This window comes from Neobacillus sp. MER 74 (genome assembly GCF_023714155.1).
In genome coordinates this window covers 175661-194762 of sequence record NZ_JAMAUV010000001.1, presented here as the reverse complement: position 1 = coordinate 194762, position 19102 = coordinate 175661, and the positions used below count along the sequence as shown (strand labels likewise).

Genomic DNA, 19102 nt, shown 5'->3' with positions numbered 1-19102 from the left:
ATCTCTATTAAATTTAATAAAAAACACTAAATCCTTTTTATGGGAAAACGAGGTAGAGATGTTCGTAATATAAGACACCTTCTCTATGATGGAAACGGTTTCCTGAATGGGGTTTTAGAATCATAATTAACTTATAAATACATAGTAAGGGGGAACCGAATGATAAAGTTAAATCCATTACATTTGTACTAGTGTTATTTTTATGAAGCTTTGTAAGCGGTACATTATTGGACTAAGTTGAATACCGCAAATTTTTTCTATTAGATTTAAGGGAAGATTCTCTAAAAAGCTAGCAGTTTAGTTAACTGATTTGAAACAATGAGTTGGAGGAAACAATCATGAAAAAAGTTTTTTCAATTGCTGCAGTAACCATGATGTCATTTGGAATTTTGGCAGGATGCTCGGTTGGCTCAAGTTCTTCTAGAGATACAGATACAAAACCAATAGCCACCAAAGAAGAATTAAAACCATTCGGGAAATATAAAGAAACAGTCAATTATACGGTAGGGAAGTCCACACCTGGTATTGCAAAATTACCTTCAGGACAAACATACGAAGACAATGCTTATACAAAATACTTAAAGGAAACGCTTAATATTCAAAGTAAAAATAAGTTTGAGGCACAAGATGGAGATGCCTACAAACAGAAAGTTTCCATGGCTGTTGCATCAGGTGATATACCTGACATTATGGCTGTTGATGCTGCAACATTACGTCAGTTGGTCGATAATGAATTAATTGCCGATCTAACAGATGTGTATGAATCAAGTACTTCTGACTTAGTAAAAGATATGTATGATTCATACGATGGTCGTGCATTGGAAGCTGCTACATTCGATGGTAAACTAATGGCCCTGCCATCAACACAAAATGCAAACATCCCAACTATGCTTTGGCTCCGCCAAGATTGGTTGGATAAGCTTGGCTTAAAAGGACCAAAGACGTTGGATGACGTAGAGAAAATCTTAACTGAATTTACCCAAAAAGATCCAGGTGGTAATGGGAAAGGAATTACAGTAGGTTTAGCGCTATCCCCAAGTATTGGTGGAATGTACGGATCACTGTTCCAAGCGGACAATATCCTTCAAACTTATGATTCATTCCCGCGTCAATGGATTGAACAAGATGGCAAGGTAGTTTATGGATCAATTACAGAAGAAACAAAACAAGGGTTAGGCAAACTGGCTGATTGGTACAAAAAAGGTCTAATCGATCCTCAAATAGCAGTACGTAAAAGTATTGAAGATTTGATCATTGGAGGTCAGACAGGTGCGTACTTTGGACCATGGTGGACCCCAGATTATCCTTTGAATTCTGCCAAACAGAAAAATCCAAATGCTGAATGGGCACCATTTATCATTTCAAAAGATGGTAGTGGCACCATCACAGCTTATACACAAAACCCGGCATCTGAATTCTATGTTGTAAGAAAAGGTTTTAAACATCCAGAAGTACTTCCTAAATTAGTTAGTGCATTAGATGATAAGCTGCGTCAAGAAGACCGTAATTACCAGCCTGTAGTAGATTTCATTAAATTTGGCGGAGACCGTGGGGCACCAGTAAATATCATGGTTAACTTTAATGATGCAACAGCACAAATGTATGAAAATATTAATGCTGCCATTGAAGGTAAAAAAGATCCTAAAACATTATCACTAGATGATCTATCATCCTATCAAAAGATCACAGATTATTTAAAAGACCCAGCGAAGGCAGACGCTAATCAATGGAGTGCTTATAATTCCAGAGTGGTAGCGGGTAAGTTAATGGCTGAAACAAAAATAAATGAGGTAAATCCAGTTTTCTTTGGCCAGACCAAAAGCATGAAGTTAAAATGGGCTAATTTAACAAAGTTAGAAGATGAGGCGTTCTTAAAGATTGTAACAGGTGAGAAAGACTTAGATTACTTTGATAAGTTTGTTGAAAACTGGAAGAAAACAGGCGGTACTGAAATTACGAAAGAAGTTTCGGAAGCCATTAAAGAAAAGTAATCTACAAATGGGTACAAATCTTGATTTGTACCCATTTAAAATCATTATTCTAAGAAGAGGGTGCGATGGACATGAAAAAACGTGGTGGGCAGCTGGAGTATCATCTAATGTTGGCACCAGGCATGATTTTTTTGATTATTTTTAGTTTTATACCAATGTTTGGAATCATTATGGCATTTGAAGATTATGTTCCTGCTAAAGGTGTTTTTGGATCCGAATGGGTCGGTTTTGAAAACTTTAAATATATGCTTGAAATTCCAGATAGTATGAAGATACTAAGGAATACTCTTGTGATAGCAGTTGGTAAGATTATTCTAGGAACGCTGGTACCCATTATATTTGCCTTACTATTAAACGAAATTAGATTGAAATGGGCAAAGAAATCGATTCAAACGATTGTTTATTTACCAAACTTTTTATCGTGGGCCGTTTTAGCAGCCGTTTTTATAAACATTTTTGACTATCATGGACCAGTAAATAATTTCTTACAGGCGTTTGGACATAAGCCAATTTTATTCTTAGGGAGCAACGAGTGGTTTAGAAGTATCATTGTTTCAACCGATGTATGGAAAGGTTTTGGCTATGGTGCCATTGTTTATTTGGCCGCGTTAACGGGGATTGACCCAGGGCTATATGAGGCATCTTCAATGGATGGTGCGAATCGTTTTAAGCAATTATTGCATGTCACCTTACCAGGTATTTTACCAACCATTATGTTGATTACCGCACTCAATTTGGGGAATATCTTAAACGCTGGTTTTGACCAGATTTTTGCCTTGTATAATCCGATTGTCTATGAAACTGGGGATGTCATTGATACTTATGTTTACCGAATTGGTCTCATAGGTCAACAATATAGTTTTGCAACAGCCATTGGCTTATTAAAATCAGTGGTAAGCTGCGTCCTCATTTTATCAGCCAACGAATTATCTAAAAAACTTGCAAACATGAGGATTTTTTAAAAGGAGGGTCAGATCCAATGAAACCAAAAACAGTCTCCAGTCAGATGGCTATTACATGGGGGAGAGGGTTGAAAATATCTAAACGCTCTAAACCACTTGGAAGCAGGATTGCTGATATATGTATCTGGGTTACTCTTTTATTAGTGACAGCCCTATGTGTATTACCTTTACTTAACATGGTATCTATCTCTTTTAGCGACCGAGTTGCGGCCCAAGCAAATGAAGTGGGGTTACTGCCTGTCAATTTTAATGTCGGTGCTTATAAAGTGCTCTTAGGTGATACACAGTTTTGGAGATCGTTTATGATATCGGTAGAAAGAGTGGTCCTAGGGACGGCCCTTAATATGTTGTTAACAATTTTGATGGCTTATCCATTGTCAAAAAGTAAGCAGCAATTTAGATCACGTAATATTTATATGAATTTATTAATTTTTGCAATGCTTTTTTCCGGTGGGATGATCCCAACGTTCTTAGTTGTAAAGAGCTTAGGATTGCTTGATACCATTTGGTCGCTTGTATTGCCAGGTGCAGTACCAATCTTTAACATTATCCTACTTATGAACTTTTTTAAGAGTATTCCAAGTTCATTGGAAGAAGCGGCAATTATGGATGGGGCGACAAAATTAAAAGTCTTATTCAAAGTTTATTTACCTATTTCACTGCCAGCGTTGGCCACTATTTCACTTTTTGCAATTGTAGGTCATTGGAATGACTACTTTAGTGGTTTGCTTTATATTAACAAAGCGGCTAATTATCCATTGCAAACATATATTCAACAACTAAACATCGACGTAACAAAAATTACAGATGTGTCTCAATTAAAAGCTGTAGCTGAAATTTCAAATCAAACATTAAATGCCGCGAAGATTGTGGTTTCTACAATTCCTGTACTATTAATCTATCCGTTTTTACAGAAATATTTTACAAGCGGATTAGTAATCGGTTCTGTTAAGGAATAGCCTTTTTTAAGGGGACATGCAAATGAACTTATTTCAACACAGTAACCATTTGATGAATTCGCTCTATACGATTCTAAAACTGACGGGGATTTGGTGGCTCTTAAATGTCCCATATATATTAATAGGAGCGTATCTCTGGGGGGCACCTGATGTAGCTACCGTTCATATGATGGGCATCACAGGCCTAATCCTTTTTCCATTTGTGGCAATCCCAGCGACTGTGACAACCTTGGCACTGGCAAGAAAATATATAAAAGGTTACGATGAGCTTCCGTTTTTTAAGTTTTTCTGGAAGTATTACACAAGGGAATACGTAAAAAGTATGATCTTTGGGATTATTAATACCGCAGTATTAACTGTATTTTACTTATCCATAAGGTATTATGCAGGGCTTTCTCCTATATTGGCGACCTTCTTTTATGCTCTGGCCATTGTGACCCCATTTTTCTTCCTGTACGTTTATAGTTTTCTTGTCGACCAGGAATTACCTTTGAAGGCATACTTAAGCAATAGCATGATGTTATTGCTCAAATATCCTTTCAATGGGCTTCTTATGATTTTTGAGATATTCGCAGCTGCTTATATCATGTGGATGGTCTTTCCACCTTTATTACTCTTTATTTTGCCTGGGTTGGTCGCTCTTCTATCGACTTATTTTTATGAGAAAAGTATGAGAGCTGAATTGAAAAAGAGGCAAACTAGTCAAGAATTATTTACCAATTAATGATAGATAACTATTTTAGTTAAATCGCGGTTGAACCATATTGATTGAAGCGGTAACATGGAATACAGATGAATGGAAGAAAAGAAGGGATCATATGAACAAGAAGCCACTAATTAAAAAGTTTTCTACGAAGGTTATCCTTGCTATTTGTATTGGGATATTGATTCCTACTTCGTTCATAAGTGTATTCTATTTTATCTCTTCCTCTAACATTGTGAAAGAAAATGTCAGGGAATCTTCTCTTCAGACATCTACCCAGGCGGCTGAATCCCTATCATTCGCTTTGTCGGTAGGAAGTGATATGTCGGATCTTCTGTATAGTAACAAGCGGCTTCAGGAAATGGTCAAAATGGACCGGGAACCCCAACTTTCTCGGATTGATAAAGAACAGAATTATGATGAAATAAAAACTTTTTTAAATTCACAAATTTTTTCAAGCTCCTTTGTTCGAATTCTCTATATATTAAAAGAAGAGGGAACGAGCTGGGGGAGCGGAACTTTTTCACCTGTTAAATTGAGCAAATATCATCTCGTAGATTTCGATTGGATTCAGGAATCCAAGAAGAAAGATGGGGCCCTCGTTTGGCGGGGGCTCCAATATGATTTATTTAGCGGGGCTGGTGAGAATACGGAGCTTGTTCTGCCAGTCACTAGGGTTATGAAAGACTTTACTAACATGGGGAATATCGCTTATATACAGGTGAATCTGGACGGTAAATCAATCCTGAATAAAATAGAACAATTAAAGCTTGGAAAAACAGGCCATTTTTTTGTTGTTAACGACAAGGGTCAAATCATGATTGATTCCAATATGGATAAAATCAACAAGACTGTTGAAAATCCTGATTTGTTCAAGCATATTCAAAATAAAAATACTGATGAATTTGAATTTAAGAACAATGATGAACTATTTTATGGAGTGAAACAACCATTGTCGAATGGCTGGTCATTGGTGGGGATTGTGCCTATTAAGGAAATTACGGGTGAGTTGACAAAGCTCCAGCAAATTACCATATTAATTTCGATCTTATTTACTCTATTTGCTGTTGTTTTTGGTTTAATTGCAACCAATAAGGTCACAAAACCGATAAAAAAACTGACGGAGCAAATGAGGCAGGTCGGAAAAGGGAATTTTAAAGTTCGCTCCGAAGTTAATTCAAATGATGAGATTGGGTTGATGAGTGACCAATTTAACCAGATGACGAAACAAGTTGATCAATTACTGGAGCAAGTAAAAGAGGAGCAAAGTCTTAAGACAGAAGCTGAACTAAGGGCAATTAAACATCGGATCAATCCACATTTTCTATTTAATACCCTTACTACCATCCGATGGCTTGTACAATTTAAGCAAACAGATAAAGCAAATACCGCTTTATCTGCATTAAGTCGTTTGCTTGAAGCGAGCATGGGGAAGAATGGTAACTTTGTCACGCTCCATCAAGAGTTAGAAATTATTGAACGATTCCTTGTTATTCTACAAATCCGCTATGATCAGACTTTTGATTTACAGCTGACTATCGAAGCAGGAACCGAAGTATTTGTTATTCCTAGGATGCTTATTCAACCTATTGTAGAAAATGCAGCCTTCCATGGCCTGGTTCCTACTGGGAAATCTGGAAACATATCGATTAAAGCAAGTACCTTAAACAATGGTGTAAAAATTGAAGTACATGATAATGGAATCGGAATTCAAAAAGATAGATTAGACCAAATCAGGCGAAAAGGGGAAACCAAAAATTCATTTTTAGGTATCGGGTTGAATCATGTGTACGATTCGGTTCGGCTTTATTTTTCACCAGTATCAACTGTAACGATTAAAAGTGGAGAACATGGGACTTTGGTTACTTTAGAATTATTCCCTAAAGATGGGGGTGGAAAGCATGTATAACGTCATGGTAGTAGATGATGAACCAGTAATACGATATGGTTTAAAGGCCTCTGTTGATTGGACAAGGGAGGGCCTTCATTATGTAGGAGATTACCCAAACGGAGAGGAAGCCCTTAAAGCAGTAGAGGGCATAACCCTTGATTTATTAATTACAGATATTAAAATGCCTGTTATGGATGGCCTTATATTAATGAAGGAAATGCTCCAACTTTTTCCCCGGTTAAAAGTGATTCTCGTTAGCAGTTATACCGACTTTGATTACGTTCGGGAAGGCTTACAGTTAGGTGCTGTAGATTATGTATTAAAACCTACCTTAGAACCAGAGGATTTCACCAAGCTAATTCAGAAGTGTGTGGATATGATCAAAATGGATCGGATGGTCGAAGAAAAACTGGCACTTGTGAATCAAACCACTTTTATAAGGGAACGAAAAAGTCTAGAGCAGGCTATTAAAAAAGTTATTCTTGAGGACGCTTCTTCTGAGGAACTCCATCAAAAAGTGAGCTGGCTAAAGGAACCATTCCTTTTGTCAACCATGACACTTAATCATAATGATATGTTAGAAGAACAGTATGGTTTTTTATATAAAACAATGATTTTAGAAGATGTTCAGAATTATTTTTATAACAATATGGATGAGGGAATTTGTTTTCCAGTAAATGAGAATCAAATGTTTTTTCTATTAAACACAAAAGTAGATCCGTATGTGGTTATCGGAAAATTAAAAGAGGAACTCGAACAGGAAACAAACTCTAGCTTTACGGTTGGCTTCGAAATGATTCAAGATCTATTATCTGTAAAAAAGGGTTTTGAAAGAAGTCGATTAGCTTCTGAACAAAGGTTTTTTCATTCAAATGAATCTATATTCCGCTATGAATCATTTAAAGCGGGAAAATTGACTTCACTGGATATTGAGTGGCTACATCCAATTCTATTGCCTTATGACAAACAAAGACTAATGGACTTTTTAACGAACCGATTTCAAGAATGGGAGTCGAAAATGGCTCTTCCAATGGAAATAAAAAATGATGCCTGTGAGATTTTCGGTCATCTGTTCATGAAACAGTTGGATTTTGATACATTAATGGAAAAATATGAGCAGATAAAGAAGATAGAAACGTTAGATGAAATCAAGAGTACACTGCTGCTGCAGATAGAAGAATATGTCGAGTTGGGCCAGCAAAAGCGTCATCATCCGCATGCTGACAATGCTATCATGCAAAAAGCTCTTGATTTTATTCATGGTCATTATACAGGAGAACTGACATTGCAGTTGGTCTCCAGTCATGTCCATATCAGCCGCAATTATTTTAGTGTCTTGTTTAAACAGTTAATCGGTGAAAATTTTATCGATTATGTGATGAATCTACGGATACAGAAGGCAAAAGAACTATTAGAAAATACCTCATTAAAGGTGTATGAAGTGGCAGAACAATCCGGGTTTAACGATGTAAAGTATTTTAGCAAGCTATTTAAGAAGTTAATAGGATCAACACCAATTGATTTCCGTTCAAAAAATCAGAGTCCATTTTAAGTTTGAAACTTCGACATATCTGATACGGAAGGAGGATGCTGGTTTTGAATTGGAGGCTTTTAGGAATCGTATTAGCAGGATTGTTGTTTATCTCAGGCTGTAATAACCAATCGATTATGTATGGAAGCCATTCTCTTTCAAAAGCGGACAAAAAGAAGGAAGAAATTATTGTATGGCATACTTATAGTGAAGAGGAAACAAAAGTATTTGAAAACGAGGTCATTCCTCTATTTGAAAAACAGCATCCCGATATTGATGTCAAGCCTGTCCGTCAGCCATATGGTGAACAATTAAAGTGGACACTTCTAGCAAGAGCATCAGCCAAGAGACCTCCTGATATCGTCCGTATGGATATTTCATGGGTTCCATTTTTTGCAAAGATGGGACAAATCTATTCTGTCAGTGATTTTAATGATTTTACTCAGGTAAAGGAAGGTTTTCTTGAGGCACCATTAAAATCAAACCTTCTTAACGGAAAATATTACGGCCTCCCCCTTAATACTAATACGAAGGTGGCCATTTTCAATCGCCAGCTCCTTAAAAATGTTGGATATACTAGTCCTCCTGGTAATATGGATGAATTACTGGATTTGATTCTCAAGAACAACTACCGTATAGGTCTGACTGGATATACGGCTTGGGAAAGTCTGCCTTACTTTTATGGGTTTGGCGGGAAAATACTAAGTCCCGATTTAAAAAAGGCAGAAGGATATTTAAACAGTCCCAAAAGTATTCAAGCCGCTGAGAAATTACGCATCCTCTTTAACGCATCAGGGAATTCGGATACTTGGGAGGGCGTTATCGATGGAAAGTATTTAATGATTGATGAAGGTCCTTGGTTTTATAGTATTCAATCTCCTCAAAAGCTTGAAGAAATTATGAAAAATACTATCTCAGTTCCGTTTCCTGTTACAAACGGAAAAGGGTCTATTCTTGGTGGAGAGAATCTTGTCATCATGAAAGGAGCCACGAATCCGAAAGCTAGTTGGACATTTGTCAAATGGATGGCCACTTCGGAGCCACAAAAGCTTTTAATGAAAACAGGCCTTATGCCCACTGCAAAAGGGGTGAATATAAAAGAATCGATTAAAGAGGCTGGTTACATAGATAGTTATATTGCAGGTTTAGAGAATTCCTTTTCATTACCACCCTTGGCTAATTGGGCCGAGATTGAAGAAATTTATATAAAATATATTAGGATGATCATCCTTGACCAAATTGGCGCTAAAGAGGGAATGTCTCTTGCAGCCAAGGAAATAGATAACCAACTTCTGAAAGAGAAAGGAAGATAAAGATGGAAAAGCAATGGTGGAAAAATAGTGTCGTTTATCAAATTTATCCGCGAAGCTTCATGGATAGCAATGGAGACGGAATCGGAGATCTCCGTGGAATTATTTCTAAACTAGATTATCTAAAAGAATTAGGTGTGGATGTCATTTGGCTGTCACCAGTTTATCAGTCCCCAAATGATGACAATGGGTATGATATCAGTGATTATCAAAAAATCATGAATGAGTTTGGTACGATGGAAGATATGGACGAGCTATTGAAACAGCTACACGAACGTGATATGAAACTGATGATGGATCTGGTTGTGAACCATTCATCGGATGAGCATCACTGGTTTGTCGAGTCGCGTAAATCAAAGGATAACCCATATCGTGACTATTATATCTGGAGGCCGGGCAAGGACGAGACAGAACCGAATAATTGGACCTCTTTCTTTAGCGGCTCAGCATGGCAATATGATGAAGCAACGGAAGAATATTATCTACACCTGTTCAGCAAAAAGCAGCCTGATTTGAATTGGGAAAACCCTACGCTTAGAAAAGAAATTTATGACATGATGAAGTGGTGGCTGGATAAGGGGATTGATGGATTCCGAATGGATGTGATTAACCTGATTTCAAAAGTGGATGGACTTCCGAGTGCTCCTGGGGGAAAACCATACGACTGGGGCGGAGATTTCTTTATGAATGGTCCGCGTGTCCATGAGTATTTGCAAGAAATGAATCAGGAAGTTCTTTCAAAATATAACATTATAACCGTTGGTGAATGCCCTGGGGCCACTACCGCAGATGCCATAAAGTATGCAAACAATGAAGGAACAGAGTTGAACATGATTTTTACCTTTGAGCATATGGATTTGGATTCAGGTCCTGGAGGTAAATGGAATGTAAAGCCTTGGAAGTTATCTGACCTAAAAGAAGTTATGTCCAAATGGCAGAATGATTTGGAAGGTAAAGGATGGAACAGTCTTTATCTAAATAACCATGATCAACCAAGAATGGTTTCCCGCTTCGGAAATGATAAGGAATACAGGGTTGAATCTGCCAAAATGCTCGGGACCTTTCTTCATATGATGAAAGGGACTCCGTATATCTACCAAGGGGAAGAGCTTGGTATGACCAATGTCTGCTTTGAACAAATAGAAGATTACAACGATATTGAAATCCACAATATGTATATGGAGAAAGTGGTGGAAGGCGGGGAAGATCACAATCAAATCATGGAGGCCATTTATATAAAGGGCCGTGATAATGCCAGAACACCGATGCAGTGGGATAACAGTGAAAATGCTGGGTTTACGATAGGGAAACCATGGTTAAAGGTGAATCCTAATTACAAGGAAATCAATGCAGCTCAAGCAGTTACCGATCAAGATTCGATTTTTCATTACTATCAAAAGTTGATTAAACTTCGTAAGGAATATGAGGTGATTGTCTATGGTAGATACGATTTAATCTTGGAAGCTGATGAAAAGATTTACGCGTATACGCGGACACTAGGAAATGAGAAATTAGTGGTTTTGTGTAATTTCTCTGGTGAAGATGCACCAATTGAATTTCCAGATGATATTAAATTTATTAAGCCTGAACTGTTAATTGGCAACTATGAGGTTAATGAAGAAGTCCCTGTTACCTCATTTAGCCTGAAGCCATATGAAGCACGAGTTTATTTAATAAAATAATCCTTATTTGTTAACCCTGTCTGATTGGCAGGGTTTTTTCGTGGAGTTCTTTTGGTGTTTTTTATTTCTCACCTATTAATATAAAACACTATCGAAATCAAGTTTACTTCTAAAGAACAAAATAAAAGACACCAAAAAAGTATTGTTAACGGTTACAAGTTACCTTTGTCTATAAGAAAATGAACCTATCATCTCATTTCGAAAGGAGTCTTTTGTTCACAATATCTCAAGAATTTAAGGAGGAAGCCATGAAAAAATCCAAAAAGAAACGAATATTACCAATTGCTAGTTTAGTTGCATTAAACTTGACTCTAACTTCTCTGCCGTTGATACCAATGACAAAAGCTCACGCCACAAGTCCCAATATTTATGAGGCTGCTAAAAAGCAGCTGCCAAGTGAACCAATTCAAGCCTTTTTAGTAGATAAAGCCCGTTATAATCCGGGGGAAAAAGTGACCATGTCACTACTTTTCGATTCATCTAAGGAATGGAAAGGTACACTTAACTTGGACGTCTATCATTTAAATGAGAAGGTAGCGGAAGGAAAGAAGAATATTCAGGTCAAGAGGGATGTAAAGGGATTAGAAATCGTCTGGACTCCACCTGCTGATGACTTCCGCGGTTATATGGTAAAAGCCTCAATCGAGGGGTCCAATCAAACGCTAACCGCTGCAATTGATGTCTCCAGTGATTGGACTCACTATCCACGTTACGGGTATACGACGGAGTTTCCTAAAGAGACAGCCGTTGAAAGCGATAAAAAGATGAAGCAGCTTACACAGGAATATTATTTAAATGGATTCCAATTTTATGATTGGATGTGGCGCCATGACGTATCGGTTTATTCCAAAACGGGCAGTAATGGGAAACCGATTTTGGATAAAGACGGAAATTTTATTACTGAAGAAATCGGTTCAAATACAGTTTACAAAGATTTATTAGGCCGAATGCTGTTTCCGCTTACCATAAAGCAACAGGTTCAAGCTGCGCAAAAATATAATGCAGCCGCCATGGCTTATCAAATGAACTACGCGGCAAGGGAAAATTATCAGGATTTCGGTGTAAAAAAAGAATGGGGACTGTATCGGAAGAATGCCCAGTTTCCCAATCCTTCTCAACAGGATCAGGAAGGTTTTATCTTTGACTGGGCAAATACAGGACTTTACCTTCAGGATCCAGGTAATCCATCTTGGCAAACTTATATTAACAAACAGTTTGCTAGAAGTGTAAACGATTTCGGCTTTGATGGAATGCATCTTGATCAATGGGGCGCAAATGATAATGATTACTTATATGACTACAATGGTGAGGAACGTTATTTTTCCAAGGACTATGATTCACTAATCAATTCGGTTAAAGATTCACTTGTGAAAAATAATAGTAAGAAGGATTTTGTTACCTTTAACATGGTTGGAGGTAATGAAGGCTACAAGGATGTCCCTAAGCCAACGACTAACACGGATTTTGATTACAGTGAAATTTGGCAGGACAAGGACAACTATCGTAATCTAGTTAAAGTAGTAGAAGATACTCGTAAGACAAACGGCGGAAAAGCTGTGGTTATTGCAGGATATATGAATTATAAGCAGGCAACCGGAATTCACTATGAGGCTGCAGATGTGAAAGGTATTCCGAAAGCAGAGCGATTTTCCTCTAGTATTCAAAAAGTCCCGGGCTGGGTAGGGGACTTCGGAAGACAAGACGAGGATCAAATTATTTGGACAGTGGATGTTCCGGAATCAGGAACCTACAATGTGGATCTCAAATATGGACATGATAATGAGGCTAGCCCAGAAGGGAAGTTATCTGTTAATAACCAACTTGTAGAGAATGCCATTACTTTTAATGAAAAAACAGGTTGGGGAAATCCAGTTGCCAATAAGAATTTATCTCTGCATTTAGAAAAAGGAACCAATAAAATTAAGCTTCAACTTAACACCAACAATCTGTGGCTAAACGTAGATAGTATGGTGGTTAAAAACGATTCGTTTGAAAAAGAATATGAAGCTGAAGATGCAGAATTAATCAGTTGTAAAGTTGATAAAATTGGACATGTGGAAAATTTTGAGATAGACGGAGATTATATCGAGTTTACGGTAAAGTCGGCCCAGGCTGGAACTTATCCAATTCAATTTGGCTATAGTGTAGGAACAACGGTGGTCAATCGTAATCTGTATGTGAATAATGAGCTCATATCTAATTCTATTAAATTAGAACCAACTGGAAGCTGGGAGATATTTAATGATTCCGAAGCTATTCAAGTGCCTTTAAAAGCAGGAGAAAATAAAGTGGTATTAAAGGTAGAAAAGGTAAATGATACAGGCGCTAAAGTAGATTATCTTAAGGTAGGGGATTCTCGCTATCAAGCGGAAAAATCAACTGTTGGCTGGGACCCTACTCAGAAGCCAATAATAGAAACAGCAAGTAATCAAATTAGTAACTTTAAACAGCAGGGAGATTATCTGTCTTTCAAAGTGGATTCAGATGAGTCTAAAGAGTTACCAATCTCCATTACATATAAAAATGCTGGAGCGGAAACAGAACGTAGTCTTCTTGTAAATGGAAAAAAAGCAGGAATCGTTCACTTTAATCAGACAAACGCTGGCTGGAACAAGGTTCATGTACCAATCTATCTTTATAAAGGAACAAATGAGATTCAACTGAAGATGGAAGATCAAACCACTGAAAAAGGTATTGAAGTGGATCAGTTGGAAGTAAACCATCAAGTAATTGAAGCAGAAAAAACCGATCTAGGCTGGAGTCCTGTTGAGGCTAGAACGAGCAGCATTTCTGTATCTCCTGGAAAAACCGATAATTTTGGTCAGGCAGGTCAACGGGCCATCTTTACCGTTAATAACGAAAAAGAAACAGATACTCTCCGGTTTAAATATCGTACCGGTAATAATCCAAGGGTAAATATTTATGTCGATGGAAAATTAATACCAGCAAATAACTCATATGTGGACGGGAAAACGGTTTCTGAGAATATTTTTGCCAGTACACCAGGCGGCTGGGACGGTGCAATGGTGGAAAAGTCTATTAAAGCAATTGTACCTGCCGGCCAGCATGAGGTGTTATTTGAATTGGCTTCAAATGGAGAGTATATCAATTTAGATAGTTTGCTGGTTGGAGATGAGGAATATCAAGTCGAAGAGGCAGCTTTTGCTCCGGAAGGTAATGGAATTACGACATCAGAAGGCTATATATACGACTTTAACGAGGATGGGGACTTCCTGACTTTTGATGTAAATACAGCAAATGCAGGGAAGTATGATTTGACATGGAGGTATAACAATGACTCTTCGTCAAAAAGAACGGCGAATCGTTCTGTTTATGTAAATAACGAGAAAATAGATGATGTTAATTTTGCTTACAGTAATAATTGGAAAGATCAAACTATGACAGGAATTCCTTTAAAAGAAGGAAAAAATAAGATTACCATAAGAGTCGAGAATCTAGATGATGATGGGGTGAAGCTAGATTATTTACAAATCGGAAGTAAAAAGTATCATGCCGAATCAACTAATTCTCTGCCTACAATGCAAATCTATAAAGATACGTTATTAAATTTCGGACATGCAGGGGATGAAGTTACTTTTGACGTAGATTTAAAGGAAAAAGGAGAAACTAGTTTTATATTTACTTATTCTAATGCAGGAGCCGACACAGTAAGAACAATCTATGTGGATGGAAAACCAGTGTTAGATGACAAAGGGAATCCGTATACGGTCGCATTTAATACTACAAAAAATATAGATACCTATAGTGAAGACGGATATGTGGTATTACCAGGTTTAGATTCAGGTAAACATACGATTACGTTGAAACAGGATGATAATCAAAAGGGTTCTATTAATTTACGTCGTATGACCGTTGGACTATTTGATGAACCATCGGTACGTTTAATGGATGCGGGACTCGCGGCAATGGGCGCGACACATATTGAAATGGGTACAGCTGAGAAATACGATGAAGGACCTAATATGTTGGCACATGAATATTATCCGAATCGCAGTAAAAAAATGAGTCAATCTCTTAAAGAATCTATGAAGGATTATTATAAGTTTTTTGCTGCCTACGAAAATCTGCTTTTTGATAGTAAAGGGACGGATCGGATGATAAAGGCCGAAGAGAAAGGCCAGCCACTAAAAGTCAGCAGAGATGGAGAGAAAAATACTATTTGGTCAATTGTTAGGGAAAACAAGAATAATGGTTTTGAGGACTATGACGTAGTTCATCTCATTAATCTATTAAATAATGATTCCAACTGGAGAAATGCAGCATCAAAACCAATTAAGCATCAAGAATTAACAGTACGATACCCAATAGGAATGAGCCAACAAGAACTGCCTGACTTAAAGGTTTATTCAGCTAGTCCGGATGCCGACCAGGGACAATTAAAAGAACTTCAGTATAAATGGGAGAAGGAAGAGTTAGTCATTACCCTTCCAAGCTTGGAATACTGGGAAATGATTGTCATCGACCGCGACGGAATTGAAAATAAAAAAACAGAGAAAATAAAATAGTATGATATTTATAGAGTGAGATTATCTGTAATGTATAAATCTCACTCTATTCTTCTATTTTTATAAAGCCAAGTCCCTTTTTTAGGTAGAAAATGTAATGATAGTTTTAAAGATCATATAAATAAAAAGGGAAAAAGAGTGATAGTTATGGAAGAAAAATGGCTTGGTGGTGTGGATATAGGTGGGACACCATTAAAACATTTGTTAACTTGCATGGTGAGATTATAAAAAGTTCGGAAATAGAAACGGACAAAAGGGAAAGGGGTCAGCATATTCCCACAACTATCTCAAAATCGATTGATCAAAAGTTAAACGAATTATATGAAAAAAAATAAGTTAATAGGTATCGGAATAGGAGCACCTGGTCCCGTTAATAAAGAAGACGGTTCCATTGAAGTGGCGGTAAATTTAGGGTGGGAGAAATTTCCTTTACGGGAAATTCTTGAAATGGAAACATCCTTACCAGTTATTGTTGAAAATGATGCTAATATTGCAGCAATAGGAGGAATGTGGAAAGGTGCAGGCAAAGGAGCTGTGAACTTAATCTGTGTCACCTTAGGAACAGGCGTAGGAGGCGGGATTATCGTCAACGGTGAGATTGTACATGGTACCAATGGAGCTGGCGGAGAAATTGATCATATTACCTCTGTTCCCAGAGATGGTTTACCTTGTAATTGTGGAAAAACGGGGTGTTTAGAAACCGTTGCATCTGCAACAGGAATTGTCCGATTAGCTCAAAAACGACTAGCTTTTGATGATTGTACTAGTAAATTAAGGGGAATTCATGAGGAAAATCAAGCAATAACAGCCAAGCAAGTTTTTGATGCTGCAAACGAAGGGGATGAATTTGCGAAGCAAATAATCCAACAAGTTGCATATCACTTGGGATTGGCTTTGGCCAATTTACCTAATGGCTTAAATCCTGAAAAAATTGTCATCGGAGGCGGAGTGTCAAAAGCAGGTAACGCACTTTTGAGTAATTTGAGAGAGGAGTTTTTTTCCTTTACTTTTCCAAGAGTATCCCAAGGTGTAGAGATTGTTCCTGCAACACTAGGAAATAATGCAGGCGTAATTGGAGGAGCTTGGCTGGTAAAAAAACACTTGACTAAATTAATAAAAAACGTGTTGATCTAAAATATATGGAGGGTGGTTTTGTTGAAATCAAATGAAGAAACCCTTGAAGACCTAAAAAAAGAATTACTTCGGATTGGTTCAACCAAGCAAAGGGATTATGATTTATTCAAGAGGAAGGGCCAAGTATTAAGTACAACTATTTGTCGAAGATTAAAATTAAGTTGGCCTATGGCTGTCAAGAAAACAGGGTTAATATCTTTTAGAGATAATAGTTCTAGTGGTCCTTTCATTTTGAACTATTGTGTTCTATTAAATTAAATGTTGTTTGTAGTAAAAACACAGGATGGAATATTAGTAAAAAACCATATGTCCCAGGGGATTAGGGCGGTATCATGTTAGAAAGCTGCCTTAGTAGGGCACATAGGGTTTAAAATAGGGGGAAGCCTCGTGAGAGGTTTCCCTACTTTTTTATTGTGAATTTTAGGATGCTTTCTACGCAATTATTCCTTATATTTTTAAAAGATGTCCTTTATCGCTATTTAATACTAATAAAGAACACCTTATCCTTTTATAAGAAAAAAGAATGATAGAGATGCGTAATATAAGACACCTTTTTTGTGATGAAACGGTTTCTTATAAAGGGATTTAAAATCATAATTGTCTTAAAAGTGGATTAGAGAAAGGGGATTAAATATGGAACATTATTTATGTGAAATGTCAAAGAGATCCCTCAAGTCAACTTATAAATAAAGATTAATAGAAACTGTCGGTAACAATAAATAATTAGAAAGAATACAAGACTCGTCCTTGACAAGGTTGAGATCATTTACGATACCAAAGATTAATGGTCAATTTAGTAATGGATTAAAAGTAAAAATTAAAAAATAAATAAAATAATCTGCAGACCACTTAAAAAGGATCTGCAGATGTTGTCGGTAACTTAGGGCGGGTTCCGAATAGAAATAAGTTTGTAACATTTTGGTAACGAACTAAAAATAACTTCCGATAATAATTAGTAACCAAATTTATAACAGTGCCTAAAAAAGCCTTTAAGAATAAGGATTACCAATAACTATTAAGTACTTAAAAAAACTTGAAATAACACTTTTCCTCTAACTTCAATACTGCTCGAGACCTGCGTGCCAGGTCTGGTGGGTTCGATTCCCACGCAGTCCCGCCAATTATGGATTTTCATCATTTACATAATTTCTCATGTTGAAAGTGTTGTTTGATCTTTGTTCAACAATCTGGCCCAATTGTTGAACAAGGATTGTAGTTAATTATGGTTTTACATATTGATACATGGAAGAATAAGACTTTATCATTATCTTTACTAATCAACTGCCCCTGTTCGTTTTATTTCTATCGTTATATTTGGTTTGAACTTTAATCTGGAATACTTTTCTCTCAAATCTTCTTCATTAGTATTGGAATATTTTCGAATACTTTTTATTTTTCTTCCAATGCCAATTGGATCAATTTCTAATTTCCTAAACACCTCAAGAATATCCCCTAATTCTTTGTTTAGTTCTTCCTCAAGTATTTGCTCCAATTTTTTTATGGATTCCTTATTTTTAAAAGTCACAGCAGGCTGTAATTCTATAGTTGAAACTGAAATAGTGGCGTTTAGGTTTACCGCCTCTTCTTTAGAAAATTCAATTTTTCCACGGTACTTTATTGGGCGAATGGTAATATTAAATTTATCTCCTTTTATCTTTTCGACTAGTGTTACTCCCTTTTTTTCTAAAACCTCAACAGGAATGTTAAATGTTATATCTCCCAAAAAAGCATCTCTTTTAGTGAATAATTTTATGAACAAGGTTTTTTTCAAAGAGATAGAACCCACCATTTTATCACCCTTAAATAATGCAACACTATTGATATAGGGGGCTACACCCTTCTTATTCGCTATAATAGGTAAGGTAGGATCGATACCAATATCATATAGTGAGGAGAAAAAATCGTGCAAGTTGGAGTCTATTAACATTTCCTTCCTTTCGTGTTTATCTAATAATTGGTAAATATATGATCCCATGTCAGGGAATTCTTCATAGTTATTATTATTAATCGTATCCTCAGCATTGTTTGTAATTGCCAAAAATATTAAAGACCCAATGCTGGTGTCACGTTGCATGGTATCTAAAAAAGAAGCAATTCCTAACATTTCAGTCATATCTTTATCAAATAATATTGTCCTTAGTTGTCCAGAAGTAATGTCGTGGCTTGTCTGTTGTTCTAACCTTTGTCTTATTTGTTTGCTTGTCGTTCCGACGGCAGAAATGGTTACACTTGTCTTTTCTTCTTTACGGTCGAATTGTAACAAGCTAATTGTACCTTTGTATGTATCCTCATCAAGTAAGTCATAACCAATAATTGTTGAAATCCCTTGCCTTTCTAATGTTTTATCAGGGGGCATACATGCAGTGCAGAGAAGGGAACACAATAGAATAAAACATTTTTTCATTTTTTCAAC

General features: G+C 36.8%; 11 protein-coding genes and 1 pseudogene. 11 read left to right on the top strand and 1 reads right to left on the bottom strand.

Going from position 1 to position 19102, the window contains the following annotated elements; genetic code table 11:
• Positions 1-338: 338 nt before the first annotated feature.
• From M3610_RS00865 to M3610_RS00815, 11 genes and pseudogenes are all read left to right on the top strand, one after another.
• A complete protein-coding gene (locus M3610_RS00865) occupies positions 339-1991 on the top strand; it encodes a type 2 periplasmic-binding domain-containing protein (protein WP_098572255.1) in 1653 nt (550 codons plus the stop codon).
• Positions 1992-2062: 71 nt separating this feature from the next.
• On the top strand, positions 2063-2953 hold the full coding sequence (locus M3610_RS00860) for an ABC transporter permease (protein ID WP_098572273.1): 891 nt from the start codon (positions 2063-2065) through the stop codon (positions 2951-2953).
• 44 nt (positions 2954-2997) lie between these two features.
• Complete coding sequence (locus M3610_RS00855; RefSeq protein WP_098572274.1) at positions 2998-3912, top strand: carbohydrate ABC transporter permease; 915 nt, start codon at positions 2998-3000, stop codon at positions 3910-3912.
• Between the two features lie 22 nt (positions 3913-3934).
• The gene (locus M3610_RS00850) at positions 3935-4636 is read left to right on the top strand and encodes a YesL family protein (RefSeq protein WP_180230011.1); all 702 of its coding nucleotides are present in this window, start codon (positions 3935-3937) and stop codon (positions 4634-4636) included.
• Positions 4637-4730: 94 nt separating this feature from the next.
• Positions 4731-6524 carry a cache domain-containing sensor histidine kinase gene (locus M3610_RS00845; RefSeq protein WP_098572257.1) on the top strand — a complete coding sequence of 598 codons (1794 nt, stop codon included), beginning with the start codon at positions 4731-4733 and terminating at the stop codon, positions 6522-6524.
• Positions 6517-8058, top strand: a complete 1542-nt coding sequence (locus tag M3610_RS00840) for a response regulator transcription factor (RefSeq protein ID WP_180230012.1) — start codon at positions 6517-6519, stop codon at positions 8056-8058. The genes M3610_RS00845 and M3610_RS00840 overlap by 8 nt, the downstream gene beginning before the upstream one ends.
• Before the next feature lie 44 nt (positions 8059-8102).
• A complete protein-coding gene (locus tag M3610_RS00835) occupies positions 8103-9350 on the top strand; it encodes an extracellular solute-binding protein (protein ID WP_180230013.1) in 1248 nt (415 codons plus the stop codon).
• Positions 9351-9352: 2 nt separating this feature from the next.
• Positions 9353-11029, top strand: coding sequence for a glycoside hydrolase family 13 protein (locus tag M3610_RS00830; protein WP_251456044.1), 1677 nt, complete (start codon positions 9353-9355; stop codon positions 11027-11029).
• 248 nt (positions 11030-11277) lie between these two features.
• Positions 11278-15555, top strand: a complete 4278-nt coding sequence (locus tag M3610_RS00825; protein ID WP_251456043.1) for a glycoside hydrolase family 66 protein — start codon at positions 11278-11280, stop codon at positions 15553-15555.
• A gap of 147 nt (positions 15556-15702) precedes the next feature.
• A pseudogene (locus M3610_RS00820) lies at positions 15703-16689 on the top strand (ROK family glucokinase).
• A 21-nt stretch (positions 16690-16710) separates the two neighbouring features.
• Positions 16711-16947, top strand: a complete 237-nt coding sequence (locus tag M3610_RS00815) for a hypothetical protein (RefSeq protein ID WP_098572262.1) — start codon at positions 16711-16713, stop codon at positions 16945-16947.
• 1015 nt (positions 16948-17962) lie between these two features.
• On the opposite strand, the gene M3610_RS00810 is transcribed toward M3610_RS00815, so the two are convergent.
• On the bottom strand, positions 17963-19093 hold the full coding sequence (locus M3610_RS00810; protein ID WP_251456042.1) for a Ger(x)C family spore germination protein: 1131 nt from the start codon (positions 19091-19093) through the stop codon (positions 17963-17965).
• Positions 19094-19102 lie beyond the last annotated feature (9 nt).